Source organism: Chryseobacterium koreense CCUG 49689 (assembly GCF_001045435.1).
GTDB lineage: Bacteria > Bacteroidota > Bacteroidia > Flavobacteriales > Weeksellaceae > Kaistella > Kaistella koreensis.
The window spans coordinates 75,444-92,872 of record NZ_LFNG01000013.1 but is presented as its reverse complement, the minus strand read 5'-3'; the positions used below and the strand labels follow the sequence as shown (position 1 = coordinate 92,872).

17 protein-coding genes are annotated in these 17,429 nt (G+C 41.5%); 9 read left to right on the top strand and 8 right to left on the bottom strand.

Annotation, left to right across the window (positions count from 1 at the left end):
* Window positions 1-13 precede the first annotated feature (13 nt).
* Both hemH and ACM44_RS10685 read right to left on the bottom strand, forming a co-directional pair.
* On the bottom strand, window positions 14-1,042 hold the full coding sequence (gene hemH / locus ACM44_RS10690; RefSeq protein ID WP_048500036.1) for a ferrochelatase: 1,029 nt from the start codon (window positions 1,040-1,042) through the stop codon (window positions 14-16).
* A 65-nt stretch (window positions 1,043-1,107) separates the two neighbouring features.
* Window positions 1,108-1,986: a NifU family protein gene (locus ACM44_RS10685; RefSeq protein WP_048500035.1), complete on the bottom strand. Its 879-nt coding sequence runs from the start codon at window positions 1,984-1,986 to the stop codon at window positions 1,108-1,110.
* Window positions 1,987-2,127: 141 nt separating this feature from the next.
* On the opposite strand from ACM44_RS10685, the gene ACM44_RS10680 reads away from it, so the two are divergent.
* Window positions 2,128-2,640 (top strand): gamma carbonic anhydrase family protein, encoded by a 513-nt coding sequence (locus ACM44_RS10680; protein WP_048500034.1) that lies wholly within the window; start codon window positions 2,128-2,130, stop codon window positions 2,638-2,640.
* 125 nt (window positions 2,641-2,765) lie between these two features.
* The gene (locus ACM44_RS10675) at window positions 2,766-3,317 is read left to right on the top strand and encodes a GNAT family N-acetyltransferase (RefSeq protein WP_083993714.1); all 552 of its coding nucleotides are present in this window, start codon (window positions 2,766-2,768) and stop codon (window positions 3,315-3,317) included.
* A gap of 49 nt (window positions 3,318-3,366) precedes the next feature.
* Here the strand turns inward: ACM44_RS10675 and ACM44_RS10670 are convergent, their stop codons facing one another.
* Window positions 3,367-3,822 (bottom strand): hypothetical protein, encoded by a 456-nt coding sequence (locus ACM44_RS10670; RefSeq protein WP_048500033.1) that lies wholly within the window; start codon window positions 3,820-3,822, stop codon window positions 3,367-3,369.
* A gap of 123 nt (window positions 3,823-3,945) precedes the next feature.
* Between ACM44_RS10670 and ACM44_RS10665 the strand changes: the two genes are divergently transcribed.
* A complete protein-coding gene (locus tag ACM44_RS10665) occupies window positions 3,946-6,066 on the top strand; it encodes a helix-turn-helix domain-containing protein (protein ID WP_048500032.1) in 2,121 nt (706 codons plus the stop codon).
* 52 nt (window positions 6,067-6,118) lie between these two features.
* Here ACM44_RS10665 and lnt read toward each other — a convergent pair whose 3' ends face one another.
* From lnt to ACM44_RS10640, 5 genes are all read right to left on the bottom strand, one after another.
* Window positions 6,119-7,753, bottom strand: coding sequence for an apolipoprotein N-acyltransferase (gene lnt / locus ACM44_RS10660; protein WP_048500031.1), 1,635 nt, complete (start codon window positions 7,751-7,753; stop codon window positions 6,119-6,121).
* A 96-nt stretch (window positions 7,754-7,849) separates the two neighbouring features.
* Window positions 7,850-8,212, bottom strand: coding sequence for a dihydroneopterin aldolase (gene folB, locus ACM44_RS10655; RefSeq protein WP_048500030.1), 363 nt, complete (start codon window positions 8,210-8,212; stop codon window positions 7,850-7,852).
* Between the two features lie 64 nt (window positions 8,213-8,276).
* Window positions 8,277-9,296, bottom strand: a complete 1,020-nt coding sequence (nadA, locus tag ACM44_RS10650) for a quinolinate synthase NadA (protein ID WP_048500029.1) — start codon at window positions 9,294-9,296, stop codon at window positions 8,277-8,279.
* A gap of 107 nt (window positions 9,297-9,403) precedes the next feature.
* The gene (gmk, locus tag ACM44_RS10645; RefSeq protein ID WP_048500028.1) at window positions 9,404-9,967 is read right to left on the bottom strand and encodes a guanylate kinase; all 564 of its coding nucleotides are present in this window, start codon (window positions 9,965-9,967) and stop codon (window positions 9,404-9,406) included.
* 65 nt (window positions 9,968-10,032) lie between these two features.
* A complete protein-coding gene (locus ACM44_RS10640) occupies window positions 10,033-10,890 on the bottom strand; it encodes a YicC/YloC family endoribonuclease (protein WP_048500027.1) in 858 nt (285 codons plus the stop codon).
* A 146-nt stretch (window positions 10,891-11,036) separates the two neighbouring features.
* Between ACM44_RS10640 and ACM44_RS10635 the strand changes: the two genes are divergently transcribed.
* The 6 genes from ACM44_RS10635 to ACM44_RS10610 all read left to right on the top strand — a co-directional run bounded on the left by ACM44_RS10635 (window position 11,037) and on the right by ACM44_RS10610 (window position 17,397).
* Window positions 11,037-12,095 carry a PASTA domain-containing protein gene (locus ACM44_RS10635; protein ID WP_048500026.1) on the top strand — a complete coding sequence of 353 codons (1,059 nt, stop codon included), beginning with the start codon at window positions 11,037-11,039 and terminating at the stop codon, window positions 12,093-12,095.
* A 59-nt stretch (window positions 12,096-12,154) separates the two neighbouring features.
* The gene (locus tag ACM44_RS10630) at window positions 12,155-13,210 is read left to right on the top strand and encodes an RluA family pseudouridine synthase (protein WP_048500025.1); all 1,056 of its coding nucleotides are present in this window, start codon (window positions 12,155-12,157) and stop codon (window positions 13,208-13,210) included.
* 49 nt (window positions 13,211-13,259) lie between these two features.
* Window positions 13,260-14,210, top strand: a complete 951-nt coding sequence (locus ACM44_RS10625; RefSeq protein WP_048500024.1) for a PorP/SprF family type IX secretion system membrane protein — start codon at window positions 13,260-13,262, stop codon at window positions 14,208-14,210.
* A gap of 139 nt (window positions 14,211-14,349) precedes the next feature.
* Window positions 14,350-15,474: a radical SAM family heme chaperone HemW gene (gene hemW / locus ACM44_RS10620; RefSeq protein WP_083993713.1), complete on the top strand. Its 1,125-nt coding sequence runs from the start codon at window positions 14,350-14,352 to the stop codon at window positions 15,472-15,474.
* An 87-nt stretch (window positions 15,475-15,561) separates the two neighbouring features.
* A complete protein-coding gene (murI, locus tag ACM44_RS10615; protein ID WP_048500023.1) occupies window positions 15,562-16,392 on the top strand; it encodes a glutamate racemase in 831 nt (276 codons plus the stop codon).
* Between the two features lie 288 nt (window positions 16,393-16,680).
* On the top strand, window positions 16,681-17,397 hold the full coding sequence (locus tag ACM44_RS10610) for a DUF3822 family protein (protein WP_048500022.1): 717 nt from the start codon (window positions 16,681-16,683) through the stop codon (window positions 17,395-17,397).
* The last annotated feature ends 32 nt before the right edge of the window (window positions 17,398-17,429 follow it).

Sequence of the window (17,429 nt, the reverse complement as noted above, 5' to 3'; positions counted from 1 at the left end):
AATCCAGATGAACTTAAACCAAATAAAATTCCTCCAATTTTTCTTCGCAAAGTGTTTTCACCACATCAATCCAGCGGTCTTCGTCATTAAGACACGGGATATAATGGAAGCTTTCGCCACCTCCATGTAGAAACTGCTCTTTCCCTTCCACAGAAATTTCCTCCAAAGTTTCCAGGCAATCGGAAACAAATGCCGGACAAACAATCGCCAAATTCTTGATTCCTTTTTTTCCTAAACTCATCAAAGTTTCATCGGTATAAGGTTCCATCCATTTGTCTTTTCCCAGTCTGGACTGAAAGGAGATGATGGCTTTTTCCCGGCTTAATCCTAATTTTTCCAAAACCAGTTCGGTCGTCTTAAAACACTGATGGCGATAGCAAAACTGATGACTTGGATTGTTTTCCCTTTGACAGCAATCGTTTAGGTTGCAGGTTTTTGTGGGATCGGTCTTATAAATATGCCTTTCTGGAACACCGTGATAAGAAAACTGCAACGCATCGAAATGCTCCGGAAGTTTTTCTTTAATGCTTTCCGCCAAACAGTTGATGTAGATATCTCGATCATAAAAAGGCTGCACGTAATTGATTCGAACATTCGGAAAAAATGCTTTTCGAACTTCCTCTGCTTTGTCAACCACGGTTTCCGTCGTACTCATGGCATATTGCGGATAAAGAGGAAACAGAACAATTTCTGTAACTCCTTGATCGACCAGTTTTTGGATTCCGGTTTTAATGCTTGGTTCTGCGTAGCGCATCCCGATTTCCACGGGAATATCTACCAGTTTTTGAAGTTTTTTCTGAATGTGTTCGGTGATCACAATCAAAGGCGAACCTTCATCGGTCCACACGGTTTTGTAGGCTTCAGCAGATTTTGCGGGTCTTGTCCTCAAAATAATTCCTCGGACCAAAAGCGAACGGAAAAACCAGCGGTAATCGATGACTTTTTCGTCCATTAAAAATTCGTCGAGATATTCCTTTACATCTTCAACTTTTGTCGATTTCGGCGAACCGAGATTCACCAGCAAAATTCCTTTTTTATTCATAAATAATGATAATCGGTAATCTTCGGCGTTTGCAAATATTGCCTACTGTTTACTGTTCTTATTTTTTATCCGTTTACTGCTTCCACTTTTTCCACCAGTTCCGGAACGAACTGCTTCAGGATATTTTCAATTCCGCCTTTCAAAGTCGCCGTAGAACTTGGACATCCGGAACATGCGCCTTGAAGGAGCATTTTGGCAACTTTATTTTCCTCGTCGTAACCGATGAGCGAAATTTTTCCACCATCACCTTCCACAGCGGGAGCTACATATTCGTTCAGGATGTCTGAAATTTTCTGCTCTTTTTCGGTATAGTCTCTGTTAATCAGTTGTTCTACCGGATTTTCATGTTTTGCGGCCGGAATATTGGAAACCACTTTGTGATTTTGCAAATATGCTGCGATGAATGCGCGAACTTCCACCATGATTTCATGCCACTGAAAAGAATCGTCTTTCGTCACTGCCACAAAATTATCTGAAATAAAAACCTGGGTCACATATTCAAACTGGTCGAAAATGGCCTTCGCCAAAGGAACATCTGCCGCTTCCTCACGCGATTTCAATTCCAGAAAACCATCCAGCAAAGTCTGGTTGGAAACGAATTTCATCACATTTGGATTTGGAGTCATCTCCGAAAAAATCTGGATTTCTTCTTTTAATTTCTGGATATAAACTCTGGGGTTTTTTGAAAGTTCATCAGCAATCAAGTCTTTCAAGCTTTCTGCAACGTGTTCCCATTCCACCGCATCCTCTTTGGCCACCGCCACAAAATTAGCGGTTATGAAAATTCTTTCCACGAAAGGATACTTCAAAAGTTCCTGAGCTAAAGGGATTTCGGAGATATCTGAATTTCTGTCCAACTCCAAAGAACCGGGAATCAGGTTGTAATCCGCCACAAATTTCATCACTTTCGGATTCTCGGTCGGCTCTATAATCATCTTTGTCATTTTATTTAGTAAATTTGAGTTGCAAAAATACGGATAAAATCACGGAGTTTGCGAGTAGGGTTTTAGACTTTGTCAATAGCCTATTTTGAAAATAGAAATCCGTTTTGAACTTTAACAATAATTAACCTCGAACTAAAATTTATGGCAATAATAAGAGAACTATTGGGCAAAACCCCACAAATTGGGGAGGGAACATTTTTGGCAGAAACCGCCACCGTCATCGGTGATGTGGTGATGGGCGAAAACTGCAGTATTTGGTACAATGCGGTGATTCGTGGAGATGTGCACTACATCAAAATGGGAAACAAAGTGAATGTTCAAGACAATGTGATGCTCCATTGCACGTTTGAAAAATTCCCGCTCAATATTGGCGATAATGTTTCCATCGGTCACAATGCCATTGTGCACGGATGCACGATCCACGACAATGTTCTGATCGGAATGGGCGCAATCGTGATGGATGACTGTTTGGTGGAAAGCAATTCCATTGTCGGTGCAGGTTCGGTCGTCACCCAGGGAACGCACATCAAATCGGGCGAAGTTTGGGGCGGCGTTCCTGCGAGAAAAATCAAAGATATTTCCGCAGAACTTTTGGAAGGCGAGGTGAACCGGATTGCGAACAATTATGTGAAATATTCTTCGTGGTACCAATAATTTTTGAGCCTGAAAACCGAAGAAAGCGGGAATCGGATTTGTGTTGCTGAAAAAGTGTTTGGATCAGGACAGAGAATTGATTACCATTTCGAAACCCCAAAATATATTGGAATATCCAATGATTCATGAATAATCAAAATCTGCAAAAATTTCCGGAACTTCAGACTGCCCGTTTGATACTCAATCGTCCTGTTCAAAGTGATTTGGATGATTTGGTTCATCATCTTAATTCGGACTCCGCTTTTTCAGAAAATACCTTAAACATTCCTTTTCCCTACAAAAGAGAACACGCGGAGTTTTTTCTGAATGAATTGGTGGACAAAGGTTTTGCATCCCGCAACAATTTTACTTTCGCCATCCGTGAAAAAGGAAATCCCAGATTAATCGGCGCCATCGGGATTCACCCGGAAAAAAACCACCACAAAGCCGAAGTAGGTTATTGGCTTGCCAAAGAATTTTGGAACAATGGCTATGTTTCTGAAGCCTTAAACGAAATCATCCGCTTTGCCTTTGAAGAATTACAGCTCCATAAAATTCATGCCAGTCATTTTCCACATAATCCTGCTTCTGGAAGAATTATGCAAAAATGTGGGATGAAGTTGGAAGCGCATTTGAAAAAGGAGTTTTTCAAAAATGGCAGATTCATCGATGTTTATCGGTATTCAATTTTGAAATAGTTTTGGCCTTGTTCAGATTTACCCCAAAATGGAGGTTTTCGACTTCCTGCTATTGAACCTCGCCGTCTCCAGGATTCCCACTGATCAAAACCGCCTTTCCATTTTCACAGCGAATTCCGGAAGGTGCCGGAACTACCGCGCAATCGGAAACCAATCCGTATTTTTTGTTGAACGCAGATTGGGCATCGGTGAAATTTTTGATTTTCGGTAGCATATCGTTTTCCATCTTTATGGGATAAGCGATGTAGGAACTCGGTCCGCCGCAGGGTTTCGAACCAATCGGGGAAATTCGCCATAAAGCCTCATCGGTACACGTTTCTTTTGCAATGTCAGATTCGATTTCCTTAATCATTGCCGATAATTTCTCGCGGTCACTTTGTTGCAAAAGGTTATTGTCGGGTTTCAGCGCGATGTCTTTCGGAAGCGTTTCCTGGTCTATGTTTTTCTTTGATTTGCAGGCATTGAAGGTTAAAGCAGAAATTGCGATGAGGAGAAAATACTTCATGAATAGATTTTTCTAATACTTTGCAAAAATACTGCCTTTTTTTGTGGATTGGCTTTTTTTGGAAATCATTTTTAGGTGTTTTCACGAGGTCAATGCTCAGACTTTTTTCAGTATTTTTGAAAAATGAACGAATCTCTCTTCAATTTAGTAGAACATACCAACAGAAGCATCTTCCTTACCGGAAAAGCCGGAACGGGAAAAACTACTTTTCTGAATGATTTCGTGCTGAAAACCAAGAAGAAGCACATTGTAGTGGCGCCTACCGGAATCGCGGCAATCAATGCGGGTGGTGTTACAATTCACTCGATGTTTGGTTTGCCGCCGCGCACTTTTGTTCCCACTACTGAGAGAATTGATGGCAATCTCGCGATGAACATTGCCGATTTAATGCACCATTTCAAATACCGGAAAGACAAACTGAAACTCCTCCGCGAAATTGAAATCATCATCATCGATGAGGTTTCCATGCTTCGTGCGGATGTTTTGGATATGATGGATTTTTCTTTGAGACACGTTCGGCGAAACCAGCAAAGGTTTGGTGGCGTTCAAATGCTCTTCATTGGGGATTTGTACCAGCTTCCGCCGGTGGTGCGGGATGAGCATATTTTAAGTCAATATTATAACTCGCCGTTTTTCTTCGAAAGTTTGGCGTTGAAGGAAATTCCATTAATTACCATCGAACTGACCACAGTTTACCGTCAAAAAGATGAAAAATTTCTGGATATTCTGAATGAAATCCGCGATGGCGAAATCCGCGACATCGATTTTGAGGCTTTGAATGAAAGGTACATCCCCGATTTTGAACCTACCGACGAGCCTTACGTTTATTTGACTTCGCACAACAGAATGGCAGACGAAATCAACCAGAAGAAACTTGCGGAGCTTCCCGGAAAATCCTTTTCATATGCCGCGGAAATTGTCGGGAATTTTAATGAGAATCAATATCCAAACGATGAAGTCTTAGAACTAAAAGTCGGCGCACAGATTATGTTTATCCGAAATGATGCAAGCGGTGAAAGGAGATATTTCAACGGAAAACTGGCGGAAATCGTGGATCTGGATGAAAAAGAAATCACCGTAATCATTGATGGTGACGATGAAAGCTATGTCCTGAAAAAAGAAGTTTGGGAACAGAAAAAATATTCCCTGGATTCGGACAAGAATATTACCGAAGATGTCTTGGGAAGTTTTAAACAATACCCGATTCGTTTGGCTTGGGCAGTGACAATTCATAAAAGTCAGGGACTCACTTTTGACCGACTCATTATCGATGCGGGGAAATCTTTCGCTTCCGGACAAGTCTATGTAGCACTTTCCCGATGCCGGACTTTGGAAGGAATAGTGCTTAAATCCAAAATCACTCCCGACGTAATTTTTGCGGACAGAAGAGTTTCGAAGTTCCAAGACGAAACCCACGCAAATGAGCAGATGGAGGAAATCTTAAACGCTGAAAAATATGATTATTCCATCGGCAAAGTCCTGAAACGACTGGATTGCAGATGGTTCATCCATTCGCTTGAAAACTGGAATAAATCCGCAAAAGGCGCAAAAGCAATCGACCGAGACAAAGTCCAATTTCTGTATTCTGCCATCAAACCGGAGATTGGAAATTTGACCGGAATTTTAGACAAATTTGAAAAGATCATCCGGCAGAAAACTCGGAAATTTGTTTTGGGAACTGAAGAGTGGAGCGAGGTGGAAAGCAAAACCAAAGGTGCGGTAAATTTCTTTTTTAAGAATGTGAATGAAAAAGTATTCTTGCCGTTGCTAGATTTTTATGCCGAAAATAAAGGTTCGAAAGGATTGAAACAGTACAATGAAGATTTTCGGGTTTTTCTGGATGATCTGGAAGATTATCTGAACGATTTGAAGAAAGTGTACCTTTTGGAAACGCCGCTTTTCAATCGGGAAAACGAAGTGAAAGTCACCACCAAAATTGCTAAAGTTCCATCTCATATCCTTACTTACCAACTATTTGAGGACGGAAAAACCATTCCCGAAATCGCGAAAGAACGTGGTCTTGTTACGGAAACCATTTTCGGTCATCTCTCAAAATTCGCGTCGCAGGGACTTTTGGATCTAAGCCGAATTTTCGATAAAGAAAAAATCAAAACCTTTGAAAAAGAATTCAAGAAAAACCACGACGTCCACCAATCCTTAAACGAGTGGAAAAATGCGCTCCCAAAGGAATTTGAGTTCAATGAAATCCGAATGTTGCTGAATCATTATTCCAGAGAAAAGTGAGTTTCTGCCATGAGTTTGCAGATGGAATATTTTAATTGCGGCTTTCGCCAAATTAAGCTTTTCTCTTCCTGTTCTGAATCTTCTTAATGAGGGTGTAAAATATCAAAAATCCCAAAACGAAAATAGAAATCCGAGACAGTAAATCTCCGGTTCTGGTGTAAAAAGTCATTCCGTCGTAAAGATTCACTTTTGCAAACAAAGCGGTTTTATCGCCATAAAGCGTGTCTGCCAAAACATCGCCTTTCGCATCGATGTGCGCGGAAATTCCACTGTTTGCGGAACGGGCAATTTCACGGCGGGTTTCAATCGCGCGGAGTTTTGCATAAGACATCAGCTGTTGGTGACCTTGCGTGACTCCCCACCAGGAATCGTTGGTCATAATGGCCAAGAAGTTGGCTCCCCTTTTCACATACTCGGTGGTGAATTCGCCATAAATGCTTTCGTAGCAAATAATTGGCGCGAGTTTTCCTTTGTTGAAGGGGTTCGTGAAAACTTTTCGTTCTTTGTCGATCCCTAGAGAAGCCACTGTTCCGCCGAGATTCAGCATCGCATCACCGAGAATCGGTTTCAGCACATCCATATAGGGAAAAATTTCAACGCCGGGAACGAGTTTTCCTTTGTGGTAAACTTCCACTTTTTGGTCGGGAATAATTTGAATGGCGGAATTGTAACTCTCCACAAAAGTTCCGTCTGAAAGTTCGTATGCCGCATCTCCTTTCATTTCACCATCCCGAAAAAACCGGTGCGAGGAAATTCCTGTGGCAAAAACAGATTTCGGGTGTTTGGAGAGAAATCCTTTAACCTGGTTTAAAAGTAAACTTTGTTCAAATCCCGTTTCCGAAATCGAACCAAAACCCGGAAGAGAAGTTTCCGGACCGATATAGTAATCGATTTGCCCTTTTGAATTTTTTTCGGCCAAAGTCAGCAAGTCATTCAAAATCGTCAAACTGTCTTTCGTGTATTTTTCATGATATGGATCAAGGTCTGGTTGCAGTATTAAAGTATTGACAGAGCCGATCGGCTTTTCATCAAAACTGTGGTACTTTGCCACTGAAATCAACATCGGCACGAAAATGAAAATGGCCAGAACTGAACTGTTGATTATCAAAGATTTGCGTTTTCTTCCGGCTTCCCAAATCCTTAAGGTATAGAACATGTAAACATTAATCAACAAAATCCAGAAACTTCCTCCGGTGGCGCCCAAAGTGTCATACCACTGGATCAGTTTCGGATAGTCTGAAAAGGCGTTTCCCAGATTCAGCCACGGCCAGGTCAGTTCCCAACTCATGTGGAATTTTTCGAAAGCCATCCAGATCGCGACCAAGAAAGTGAGCCCCCAATAGGTTCCCTGCACTTTTTTGTACCAGTGATAAAGTTGGAAAACCAGCGAATACAGGAGGGAATTCACCAAAACTGGAAAAACCACCGCCATCAGGGAATTTGTGCCATCCGGATTTTTTGAGCCATAAAGCCAACCCGTAGTCACGATGTTCCAGATCACGAAACAAAGATAAGAAAGCCCGAAAACCGCCCAACCTTTCCTTCTGATTTTTGAAAATTTGGTGAGGTCATGTTCCATCATCAGTAAAGGAACGAGGGCGAAAAATAGGAAGAACGGGATTCCGTAAGTAGGCCAGGAAATGCTTAGAAGTACTGCGGATAAAAGCGTGAGGAGGATGTATTTCATAAAAAAAGGTTGGCAAAAAAGGAGATTGACCTCCTTTTTGGAGATGCACAAATTTAATACAAAGCTTTAATGATTCAAAATCCCGAAAGGTTTATGTCAAAGAAAATCTTGCTCAATCTCCACACTCACTCCATCCATTTCGCCCTGCATTGGTGGACTGGTTTTGCTCATTTTTACTTTAATGAAGGTAATTTGTGGAAACTTTAGTTTGATATTTTTCAGGATTCTTCCGCAAACGTGCTCCATCAATTCGGATGGGATTTGCATTTCGTTGTGGATGATTTCGTTCACTTCCGCATAATTGATGGTGTCGTTCAAATCGTCTGTACCCACCGCTTTCCATAAATCCGCGTGGATTTCCACATTTAAAATAAAGTAAGTCCCGATCATTTTCTCCTCTGGCAAAACGCCGTGAAAAGCATAGATTTTCAGGTTTTCGAAATATATTTTACTGGTCATTTTAAATACGGATTACGAAATTTGAATTGCGAAATCTGCTAAGTTAGTTGGATCGCCAAGCGGATTACTTGATCGTTTTAGACAATTCCATCATTTTCTCGATGGGAACCAGGGCTTTCAAACGCAGTTCTTCATCAATCGTGATTTCCGGAAGTTCATATTTCATGCACAGATAAAGTTTTTCCAACGTGTTTCGTTTCATGTAGAAACATTCCGAACAGTTGCAGCTTTCATCGAAAACCAATGCAGGAAGTAGGGTTTTGTGTGGTGCACGTTTCTTCATTTCGTGCAAAATCCCTTCCTCCGTTGCCACGATGAATTTCTGCGAATCGTCTTTTTCTACAAAGTTCAAAAGCGCAGAAGTCGAGCCCACGAAATCCGCCAAATCCAAAACCGGAGTTTCACTTTCAGGGTGTGCGATGAGTTTCGCGTCAGGATTTTCAGCCAGCTGTTTCGCGATTCTCTCCATCGAAAACGCTTCATGCACAATGCAGCTTCCATCCCAAAGAATCATGTCGCGGCCGGTTTTTTTCATCAAAAATCTTCCGAGGTTTTTATCCGGTGCAAAAATAATGGGCCGGTCTTCCGGCAGTGATTTGATGATGGTCTCCGCATTGGAACTGGTCACGATGATGTCGGATTCGGCTTTGGTCTCCGCGTTACAGTTGATATAGGTCGCGATCAAGGCATTCGGATATTTCTTGCGCATTTCCCTTAAACCTTCTCCGCTGCAGCCATCGGCGAGCGAGCAACCTGCCTGCGTATCTGGAAGGACGACTTTTTTGGTTGGGTTCAAAATTTTTGCGGCTTCCGCCATGAAATGGACGCCGCAAAACGCGATCATATCCGCATCGGTGTCTCTCGCAGCTCTCGCCAATTGCAGGGAATCCCCGAGATAATCTGCGATATCCTGAATTCCTGGCGGTTGATAATAGTGTGCGAGAATGATGGCGTTTTTTTCCTTTTTCAGGTCCTTGATGGCCTGGATCAATTCTTCACCTTGCGGAATCACAAGGTCGCCAATTTTTAAAAAACCTTTTACCGGGAGGTTTGAAATGGCTTTATCTAAAGTTGCTGTGCTCATTTGTTTTGGTTTAAAGCCTGTCTGCCGACAGGTAGATTTCAGTATTGGAGCTGGTTTCCGGCTTCATGTTCCGAATTCGGAACCGGTTCTCCAATTCGACCATAAAGTTAAGAATTAATAAATTCACGCACCAAATTGGAGATTTCCGATTTAGCGTCGTCTAAATTTTCGTTGACCACGATTTTGTCAAATTCATTTTGAAAGGTCAATTCCTGCTCCGCTTTTTCCACTCTGGTCTGGATGGTTTCCTCATCGTCGGTTCCTCTTGCAATCAACCTTCGTTCCAATTCCCGGATGGACGGCGGCATGATGAAAATCGAAAGCGCCTTGTCGCCGAAATATTTTTTCAGTGAGATTCCGCCTTTCACATCCACATCGAAAATCACGGTTTTGCCTTCGTTCCAGATTCGATTCACTTCGGATTCCAGAGTTCCGTAATATTTGTCTTCATACACTTCCTCAAATTCCACAAATGCTGCTTTCCAAATTTTTTGCCGAAATTCTTCGGGAGTGATGAAATAGTAATCCACGCCGTCTTTTTCTGTTCCGCGCGGTTTTCTAGTCGTGCAGGAAATGGAAAACTCCAATTCCGGAAAATGTTCCAGGCAATGCTTTACCAGAGTTGTTTTTCCACTTCCGGATGGTGCGGAAAATATGATGACTTTATTCATTGGTTTCAGGTTTCAGGTTTCAGGTTTATGCTTTCCAAAGGCGGAAGATGAAACTTGAAACTAAATTATAGTACATTTAAGGTTTGCTCTTTGATTTTTTCCAGATCATCTTTCATTTTAACCACCAGTTTCTGGATTTCTGCGTGGTTTGCTTTTGATCCTAAAGTGTTGATTTCGCGTCCAATTTCCTGTGAAATGAATCCCAATTTTTTCCCGTTAAAATCTTCATCCTTCATCACTTCCAGATAATATTTTAAATGTTGGGCTAGTCGGACTTTTTCTTCCGAAATGTCTAATTTTTCTGTGAAGTACGCCATTTCCTGATAGAATCGGGTCTCGTCGATATTGTCGAATTCATTCAAAGTTTTTCGGTACCGTTCCTTCACTCCGTCCATTCTTTCGTTTTCAAATGGAATGACTTGTGCAAGGCTCGATTCGATGCTTTTCAGGTTCTTTTTCAGTTCGTCGTGCAGCGTTTCGCCTTCTGTTTTTCTAAACTGGTCGAATTTTTCCAACGCTTCATTTAAGAGACCGGAAAGAAAAATCCATTCGTTTTCATTGAGTTCGTCAGGTCTTGTGGAGATGGCGTCGGGAAAACGGATCGCCATTTTCAGGTATTCGAAATCGGGCCCGTCTGAAGTGATTTTTTTCAGTTCGTCAATATAGGATTTCACCAGATCGTGATTGATGCTCACATCGTTGGAATCGGTCAATGTTTCCATGTTGATGAAGCAGTCCACTTTTCCGCGCAGGATTTTATCATTGAGTGTTTTCCGGATGTCGAATTCTTTGTCCTTATACCTTAATGGCATTTTAATGTTCAGGTCAAAAGATTTGCTGTTGAGCGATTTCAGGTCGATGGTGATTTTTTTTCCCTCGAAAACTCCTTCACTTCTTCCGAAGCCGGTCATTGATAAAATCATAGTTTGGGTTTAATAAGCAAAGATAAAAATTTCAAAACCTTTTTAAGCTTTTCTGGGTGCCGAATTTCAAAAAAATGGGCGAGATTTCCATAATTACCGAAAAGATAATTTTATATATTTGCACTTATAATTAAAGTCTTGGCAATATGCTTAAATCGCTTTTCCACTGGAAAGTTCTGGTAAACTTACTCGTTGCTGCGGCAGTTTTCACCGGTTTGGTCTGGCTTACTTTCCGATGGTTGGAGATTCACACCAATCATGGTAAGGAGATTCCGGTGCCGAATGTGATGAACAAGACCGTGCAGCAAGCCATCAAAATTCTGGACGATTCCGGACTGGAATATGAAGTTGACAGTTTTAAATACGACCCGAAATACCGTCCGTTCCAAGTTCTGCAGATTTATCCTTCCCCAGGTTCCAGGGTAAAAGATGGACGAACCATCATCTTAAAGGTGAATCCAAGAACTTATGCGCAGGTTTCTGTTCCGGATATTTTGGACCGGTACAAAGGTTTGGCATTTAGGCAATTGGAACAGGTCGGGCTGAAAGTCGGTGACACGATTTTCGAACCAAATATTCAGCGTGACGCTGTCATCAGGATGATTTACAATGGGGCCACTTTGAAACCAGGTGCGCTGCTGCCGAGATTCTCCACAATTGATTTGGTGATCGGAGCGGGACCCAGAAGAAATATTTCGGTACCAAATTTAGTTGGACTTACCGTGCAACAGGCGAAAGCAATTATTACACAGAATTTATTTGAAGTTGGTTTAGTGGAACATGAAGACGGCGGCACAGATGAATCCGACATTGTTTATTTCCAAGATCCACCATCAATGAATGTCCGTGATCAGGGAATGCAGATCGATATTTGGGCAAGCAAGAAAACTCCTGCCGAATTGGGAGCGAAAATTTCACAGCTGAATTCCATTTACAGAGTTAAGATCGATACCACCATACCGCCTTCAGGTTCCAGAACCCCTGTTTTTCAGAAGCCACAGCAAAGAGTTGCGGAGCCGAACACAGAACAGGCGGTTCCTGAGCAGCCAAAACCGGAAGTTCCAAAATCAGAAACCACGAAACCCGCAGCGGAGCCAAAGCAAAAACCTGTGGAAACCAAACCGAAAACCAACACTACCGCTTCAAAGCCAGCCACTCCGAAACCGGAAGAAAAGCCAAAAGCGAAAAAGGTGATTGTTGAATAATTTTCAATCTAAATAGAAATAAAACTTCAACGGAAAGTTGGAGTTTTTTTGTACATCAAATGAAGGAAGAAAACGAAGATTTTTCAGACGAAGATTTACTCAGCCAGGAATCAAATGAAGCTGAATCCGATGGCCTTTATGAACACTTTAGCATAAAAGTGGACAAAGGCCAGGAAATCATACGTATTGATAAATACCTGCACAATATCCGCCAGAATTCTACGCGGAACAAGATCTCGCAAACCTGCAGGGCGGGAAATGTGGTGGTGAACGGAAAAGTAGTCAAACAAAACTACCGTGTAAAACCAGGTGATGAAATCTCGGTTCTGCTCACTCATCCTCCAAGAGAAAATGTAATCATTCCGCAAGATATTCCGATAAATATCGTTTATGAAGATGATGACGTGGTGGTGGTGGACAAGGAAGCTGGAATGGTGGTGCATCCCGGATTTGGAAATTGGGACGGAACTTTGGTCAACGCGCTTGCGTTCCACTTCGAAAAAAACGGCCAGAAATCCGATTTGGATCGGGTGGGATTGGTCCACCGGATTGATAAAGACACTTCCGGACTTTTGGTGATTGCCAAAAATGAATATGCCTTGAGTTTTTTGGCAAAGCAGTTTTTTGACCGGAAAACCAAGCGGCTTTACTGGGCTTTTGTCTGGGGAAATATTGCAGCTGATGAAGGAACCATTCGCGGAAATATCGGAAGGCATTTGAAAAACCGAATGCAAATGGCGGTTTTTGAAGATGGCAGTTTAGGAAAACATGCCGTCACTCATTATAAAGTTATTGAAAGATTCAAATACATGACCTGGGTGGAATGTAAGCTGGAAACCGGTAGGACACATCAGATCAGGGCTCACTTCAAACATATTGGACATACCCTGTTCAATGACGAAAGATATGAAGGCAACCAAATTTTGAAAGGAGTCCATCTCCCTAAATATAAACAGTTCGTGAAGAATGTTTTCGAGGTTTTGCCCCGTCATGCGCTCCATGCCCATACTTTGGGATTCATACATCCCACCACCAAAAAGGAAATGTATTTCGAAAGTCCGATGCCCAAAGACATGGAAGAAGCCATTAATAAGTGGCGTAAATATTTGGAGTGATTGTTTTTAAAAGTTTTTTATATTTGCAAGAATTCACCTGAAGTTAATTATGAGAAAATTATTAGTACTAATCATTGCCGTTTCCTTTTTCGGCTTCTTCAAAAGCCAGGAAACATTGCCTTATTATCAGCAGTACTTGCTGGAGGGTGATTTTCTTTTCAATCCCGCACTTTATGGGAAAACGGATGACGTAGTGGTGAATTTGAATTACCAAAAGCAGTTTTCGAAATTTGACCAGTCGCCAAATGTGCAGTCGATCGGGATTCATGCAAACGTTTTTGACCGGGTGGGAGCAGGGCTTCATTTTTTTCGGGACCAAAACGGGCCGGTTTCGTCAAACGGAATTTCTGCCGGTGCGTCTTATTTTATCCCGATGGATGATGATGGTGAAAGATTAAGTCAGTTTTCTTTTGGAACCAGTGTGAATTTTTATAATATGCACGTGGATTTGGGCATGTTGAATCCGGAAACTGCCGGAGATCCCACCATTGCACCGGAAAACAGCAGTTTGTTCCTGGTTTATGCCAATCTTGGGATGGCCATTACCTTCCGCAAATTCTTCGCCGGATTTTCAGTCAATGATATTGCTTTGAGCAATGATATCCCGATTGTTGCGGGAATTGAGCCGGAACCCACAAAACTGATGTTTAATGCTGGATACAACGTGCATTTGGGTGAAGATTTCTTTGTGACGCCTTCAGTCCTGATGAACTTTAGCACCAACTCCGCGAAAATGATAGACATGAATCTGATGGCAACAGCAAGAGGTGAATCCAGTTCATTTTCTGCCGGAGCAAGTTTCCGGACAGCAAATAACAAATTTGGGAACCAAAGTTTAGGCATCGCTCCTGTAGTGAAAGCAACGGTGAACCGATTCTTCTTTGGCGCAAGTTACAATTTCGGACTTTCAGATATTCAGCAATATGCGGGAAGCAGCTTCATGTTAAGCGTGGGTTACAATATCGAGAACTTCATCAATCAGAGAGGGTTCAGGTTTTAAATAATTGAAACCCTTTTTTTGAGACCAGGAAGCTCCAAATCAATTTTGCGTCGAGGATGAATGTTGATAGCAATCAAAAATTGCTTGCCTCTTTCGTGACGGTCTGCAGGCAGGCTACCTGTTTATAGTAACTTAATCAATGCTTTATCTCCACATCCCTTTCTGCAAGCAAAAATGCAGTTACTGCAATTTCCACTTCTCCACTTCTCTGGATTTTAAGGACCAGATGATTTCGGCATTAAAGAAGGAACTGTTTTTGCGGAAAGATGAACTTCAAAGCAAAGACCTGAAATCCCTCTATTTCGGGGGTGGAACTCCTACAGTTTTAAAGGTCGATGAGCTGAAATCCATTATGGATGAGGTTTTAAAATATTTCAGTTTTGCTCAGGACATCGAAATTACCATAGAAGCCAATCCGGACGACTTAGACAAAGATTTTCTGAAAGATCTCACCCATACCGAAATCAACCGGCTTTCTATCGGGACTCAAAGTTTTTTTGACGAAGATTTGAAGATGATGAACCGTGCCCACAATTCCTCGGAAGCAGAAAGTTCCATCAAGCGGTCCCAGGATTTTGGCTTCGAAAACATCAGCATCGATTTGATTTACGGTTCTCCGACTTCCAATTTTGAGATTTGGAAGCAGAATCTGGACAAAACCATAGCCCTGGAAGTTCCGCACGTTTCATCTTATGCATTGACGATTGAGCCAAAAACCGCGCTGAACCAATGGATTAAGCAGCGAAAAATAGCGGCACCCAATGAATCGGAGCAGAATAAGGAATTTTATTACATGTCGGAATTTCTGAAAGATCACGGTTTCGATCATTATGAAATTTCCAATTTCGGCAAACCAGGATTTCATTCCAAACACAATTCGGCGTACTGGAAATATCAGGAATATTTGGGAATCGGACCTTCCGCACATTCCTACAACGGACGAAATGAAAGAAGCTGGAACATATCCAATAACAAGAAATACATCGATTTCTTGAGCGAAAACAAACTCGCCAAAGAAACCGAAATCCTCAGCGAAAAAGACCGGTTCAACGAAATGCTGATGATCGGTTTAAGGACGGTTTGGGGAGTTGATCTGGTTTCTTTAAAGGAGCAGTTTCCCGTCAAAACGTTCGAATATCTTCAGCATGAAATGCAACAAAAAATCGAGGAAGGCATTTTGACCATCGAAAATGACCACTTGAAAATTCCCGAAAAACACTGGTTTATGGCCGATGGAATTGCGAGTGATTTGTTTTTGGTTTAAAAACGGAATGCTTAAAGTGGATTGCCAATTTCACGGAGAAGCAATTTCACTCACAGAAAATCTCTATTTTTGCACAAACATTTTCCTTTGAAAAAGAAAAAACAAGATTTCAGCCATCTTTCCGCGCAGCAACCCATTGGAATCTTTGATTCGGGAGTAGGCGGCTTGACGGTGGCTAAAGAAATTAAAAGGTTGCTTCCACATGAAGATCTGATCTATTTCGGTGACACCAAACACCTTCCGTATGGCGATAAGTCCAAGGAAGCGATTGTGGAATACTCGTCAAAAATCACCAATTTTCTGCTAGAGAAAAATTGCAAAGCGATTGTGATTGCCTGTAACACGGCTACAGCAAATGCTTTGGCGGAAGTTCAGGATCTGGTTGCAGAAAAAGTTCCCGTGATCGATGTAATCAATCCGGTGGCGGAAAAAGTTTCCTATGAAATCCACAACAATGTAGGAGTGATCGCCACGAAAGCTACGGTGAATTCAGGCCTTTACCGAAAATCCATCCGCAAGCACAACAAATTCATCAAAGTGGATGAATTGGCGACGCCGCTTTTGGTTCCGGCGATTGAGGAAGGATTTAAAAATCATCCGATTACTCATGCGATTATTTATAATTATCTGAGCAATAGCAAGTTGAAAAATATTGAAACCTTGATTTTGGGCTGCACGCATTATCCTTTGCTGATTGATGAAATCAAACAGTATTACGGAAACCGCGTTCGGGTCATTGATTCGCCAAATATTGTGGCGAACCAGTTGAAGATGATTCTGGAAAAACACCATCTGCTGAATGATCATAATCCAAAACCGACTACTCATTTTTATCTTTCGGATATCACCAAAAACTTTGAAAAAATTTCCAAGAAATTCTTCGGGAAGTCCATTGATTTGGAGTTGAAGGTACTTTAATCAATGCGAAAAAAAATATTTCGGGATTTTGCCAGTATCCGAAATAATCCCGATCGATCAGTCGAAATATATTTGAAATCGCGCCATATTTGCAGGCCGTTCCGGGAACCTTTCTCAATAGTTGAAAGTCATGTGGTTTCTGAGTTTTTTGCGTCATTATTTTTTCGCAAACTTTTGACCGCTGTGAAGCCATCGTGAAACAATAAATTTGCAAAATCTATTTCTCTGCGCACTCGGAATTTTCGCCAATCAAAATTTCTTATTTTTGACTAAATTTGCACCACAGTCATGCATAAACTTTCCCTGCTTTTCACCAAAGACGGTTTACAGTACCGGATTTCCAAAAACAAAGCCTTTTTGGAGGAGTCCACTTTTTTTGTTTCGGAAGAAACTCCCGAAAATTTCATCGAGCAAAAATTAGGCGAAATCCTTTCCCAAAAGCAGTTTGATGAAATCTCGGTCATTTCGGCATTGAATCAGTTTACCCTGATGCCGGCAGATTTTTCCGCCCACGAACTGGGTTTTGATCTGATTTCTTATAATTCGGAAATCAATCGTGAACACGAGGAACTGATGCTTGCGGTCAACAAAAAATTTGGAGTACAGTTTTATTTTACGCTTCCAAAAAAGTATTATTTAGAAATCAAAAATATCCAAAAACCGACCCGATTTAATTTTTCCGGCGAGCAGTTTTTAAATAACCTTAACGTGAAAAATCAAAAAGAAATCCACATCAATCTTTATCACAACCAGTGCGAGTTTTTTGCGCTGGAGGAGAAAAAAGTGATTCTTTATAACAATCTGGATGTGAATTCTGAGGTCGATTTTCTATATTTCATCATGTTCACTTTGAGCAAAATAGGTTTTGGAACAGATGAAACCAGCTTTTTTGTTTATGGCGAAACCACCGAAAATGAAACCTTTATTTCTGAACTGCAAAAATTTGTGAAGAGTTTGAAGATTGTTTTTGACAACCTTCCTCAGAAGAATTTTATTTTGAACTAAATGCGTTCATTCGTATTTCGGAAAATTCCCTG

Excerpts from the sequence above, each read along its gene's own strand:
- hemH (WP_048500036.1), bottom strand. The coding sequence starts at position 1,042 with ATGAATAAAAAAGGAATTTTGCTGGTGAATCTCGGTTCGCCGAAATCG.
- ACM44_RS10685 (WP_048500035.1), bottom strand. The coding sequence starts at position 1,986 with ATGACAAAGATGATTATAGAGCCGACCGAGAATCCGAAAGTGATGAAA.
- ACM44_RS10680 (WP_048500034.1), top strand. The coding sequence starts at position 2,128 with ATGGCAATAATAAGAGAACTATTGGGCAAAACCCCACAAATTGGGGAG.
- ACM44_RS10675 (WP_083993714.1), top strand. The coding sequence starts at position 2,766 with ATGAATAATCAAAATCTGCAAAAATTTCCGGAACTTCAGACTGCCCGT.
- ACM44_RS10670 (WP_048500033.1), bottom strand. The coding sequence starts at position 3,822 with ATGAAGTATTTTCTCCTCATCGCAATTTCTGCTTTAACCTTCAATGCC.
- ACM44_RS10665 (WP_048500032.1), top strand. The coding sequence starts at position 3,946 with ATGAACGAATCTCTCTTCAATTTAGTAGAACATACCAACAGAAGCATC.
- lnt (WP_048500031.1), bottom strand. The coding sequence starts at position 7,753 with ATGAAATACATCCTCCTCACGCTTTTATCCGCAGTACTTCTAAGCATT.
- folB (WP_048500030.1), bottom strand. The coding sequence starts at position 8,212 with ATGACCAGTAAAATATATTTCGAAAACCTGAAAATCTATGCTTTTCAC.
- nadA (WP_048500029.1), bottom strand. The coding sequence starts at position 9,296 with ATGAGCACAGCAACTTTAGATAAAGCCATTTCAAACCTCCCGGTAAAA.
- gmk (WP_048500028.1), bottom strand. The coding sequence starts at position 9,967 with ATGAATAAAGTCATCATATTTTCCGCACCATCCGGAAGTGGAAAAACA.
- ACM44_RS10640 (WP_048500027.1), bottom strand. The coding sequence starts at position 10,890 with ATGATTTTATCAATGACCGGCTTCGGAAGAAGTGAAGGAGTTTTCGAG.
- ACM44_RS10635 (WP_048500026.1), top strand. The coding sequence starts at position 11,037 with ATGCTTAAATCGCTTTTCCACTGGAAAGTTCTGGTAAACTTACTCGTT.
- ACM44_RS10630 (WP_048500025.1), top strand. The coding sequence starts at position 12,155 with ATGAAGGAAGAAAACGAAGATTTTTCAGACGAAGATTTACTCAGCCAG.
- ACM44_RS10625 (WP_048500024.1), top strand. The coding sequence starts at position 13,260 with ATGAGAAAATTATTAGTACTAATCATTGCCGTTTCCTTTTTCGGCTTC.
- hemW (WP_083993713.1), top strand. The coding sequence starts at position 14,350 with ATGCTTTATCTCCACATCCCTTTCTGCAAGCAAAAATGCAGTTACTGC.
- ACM44_RS10610 (WP_048500022.1), top strand. The coding sequence starts at position 16,681 with ATGCATAAACTTTCCCTGCTTTTCACCAAAGACGGTTTACAGTACCGG.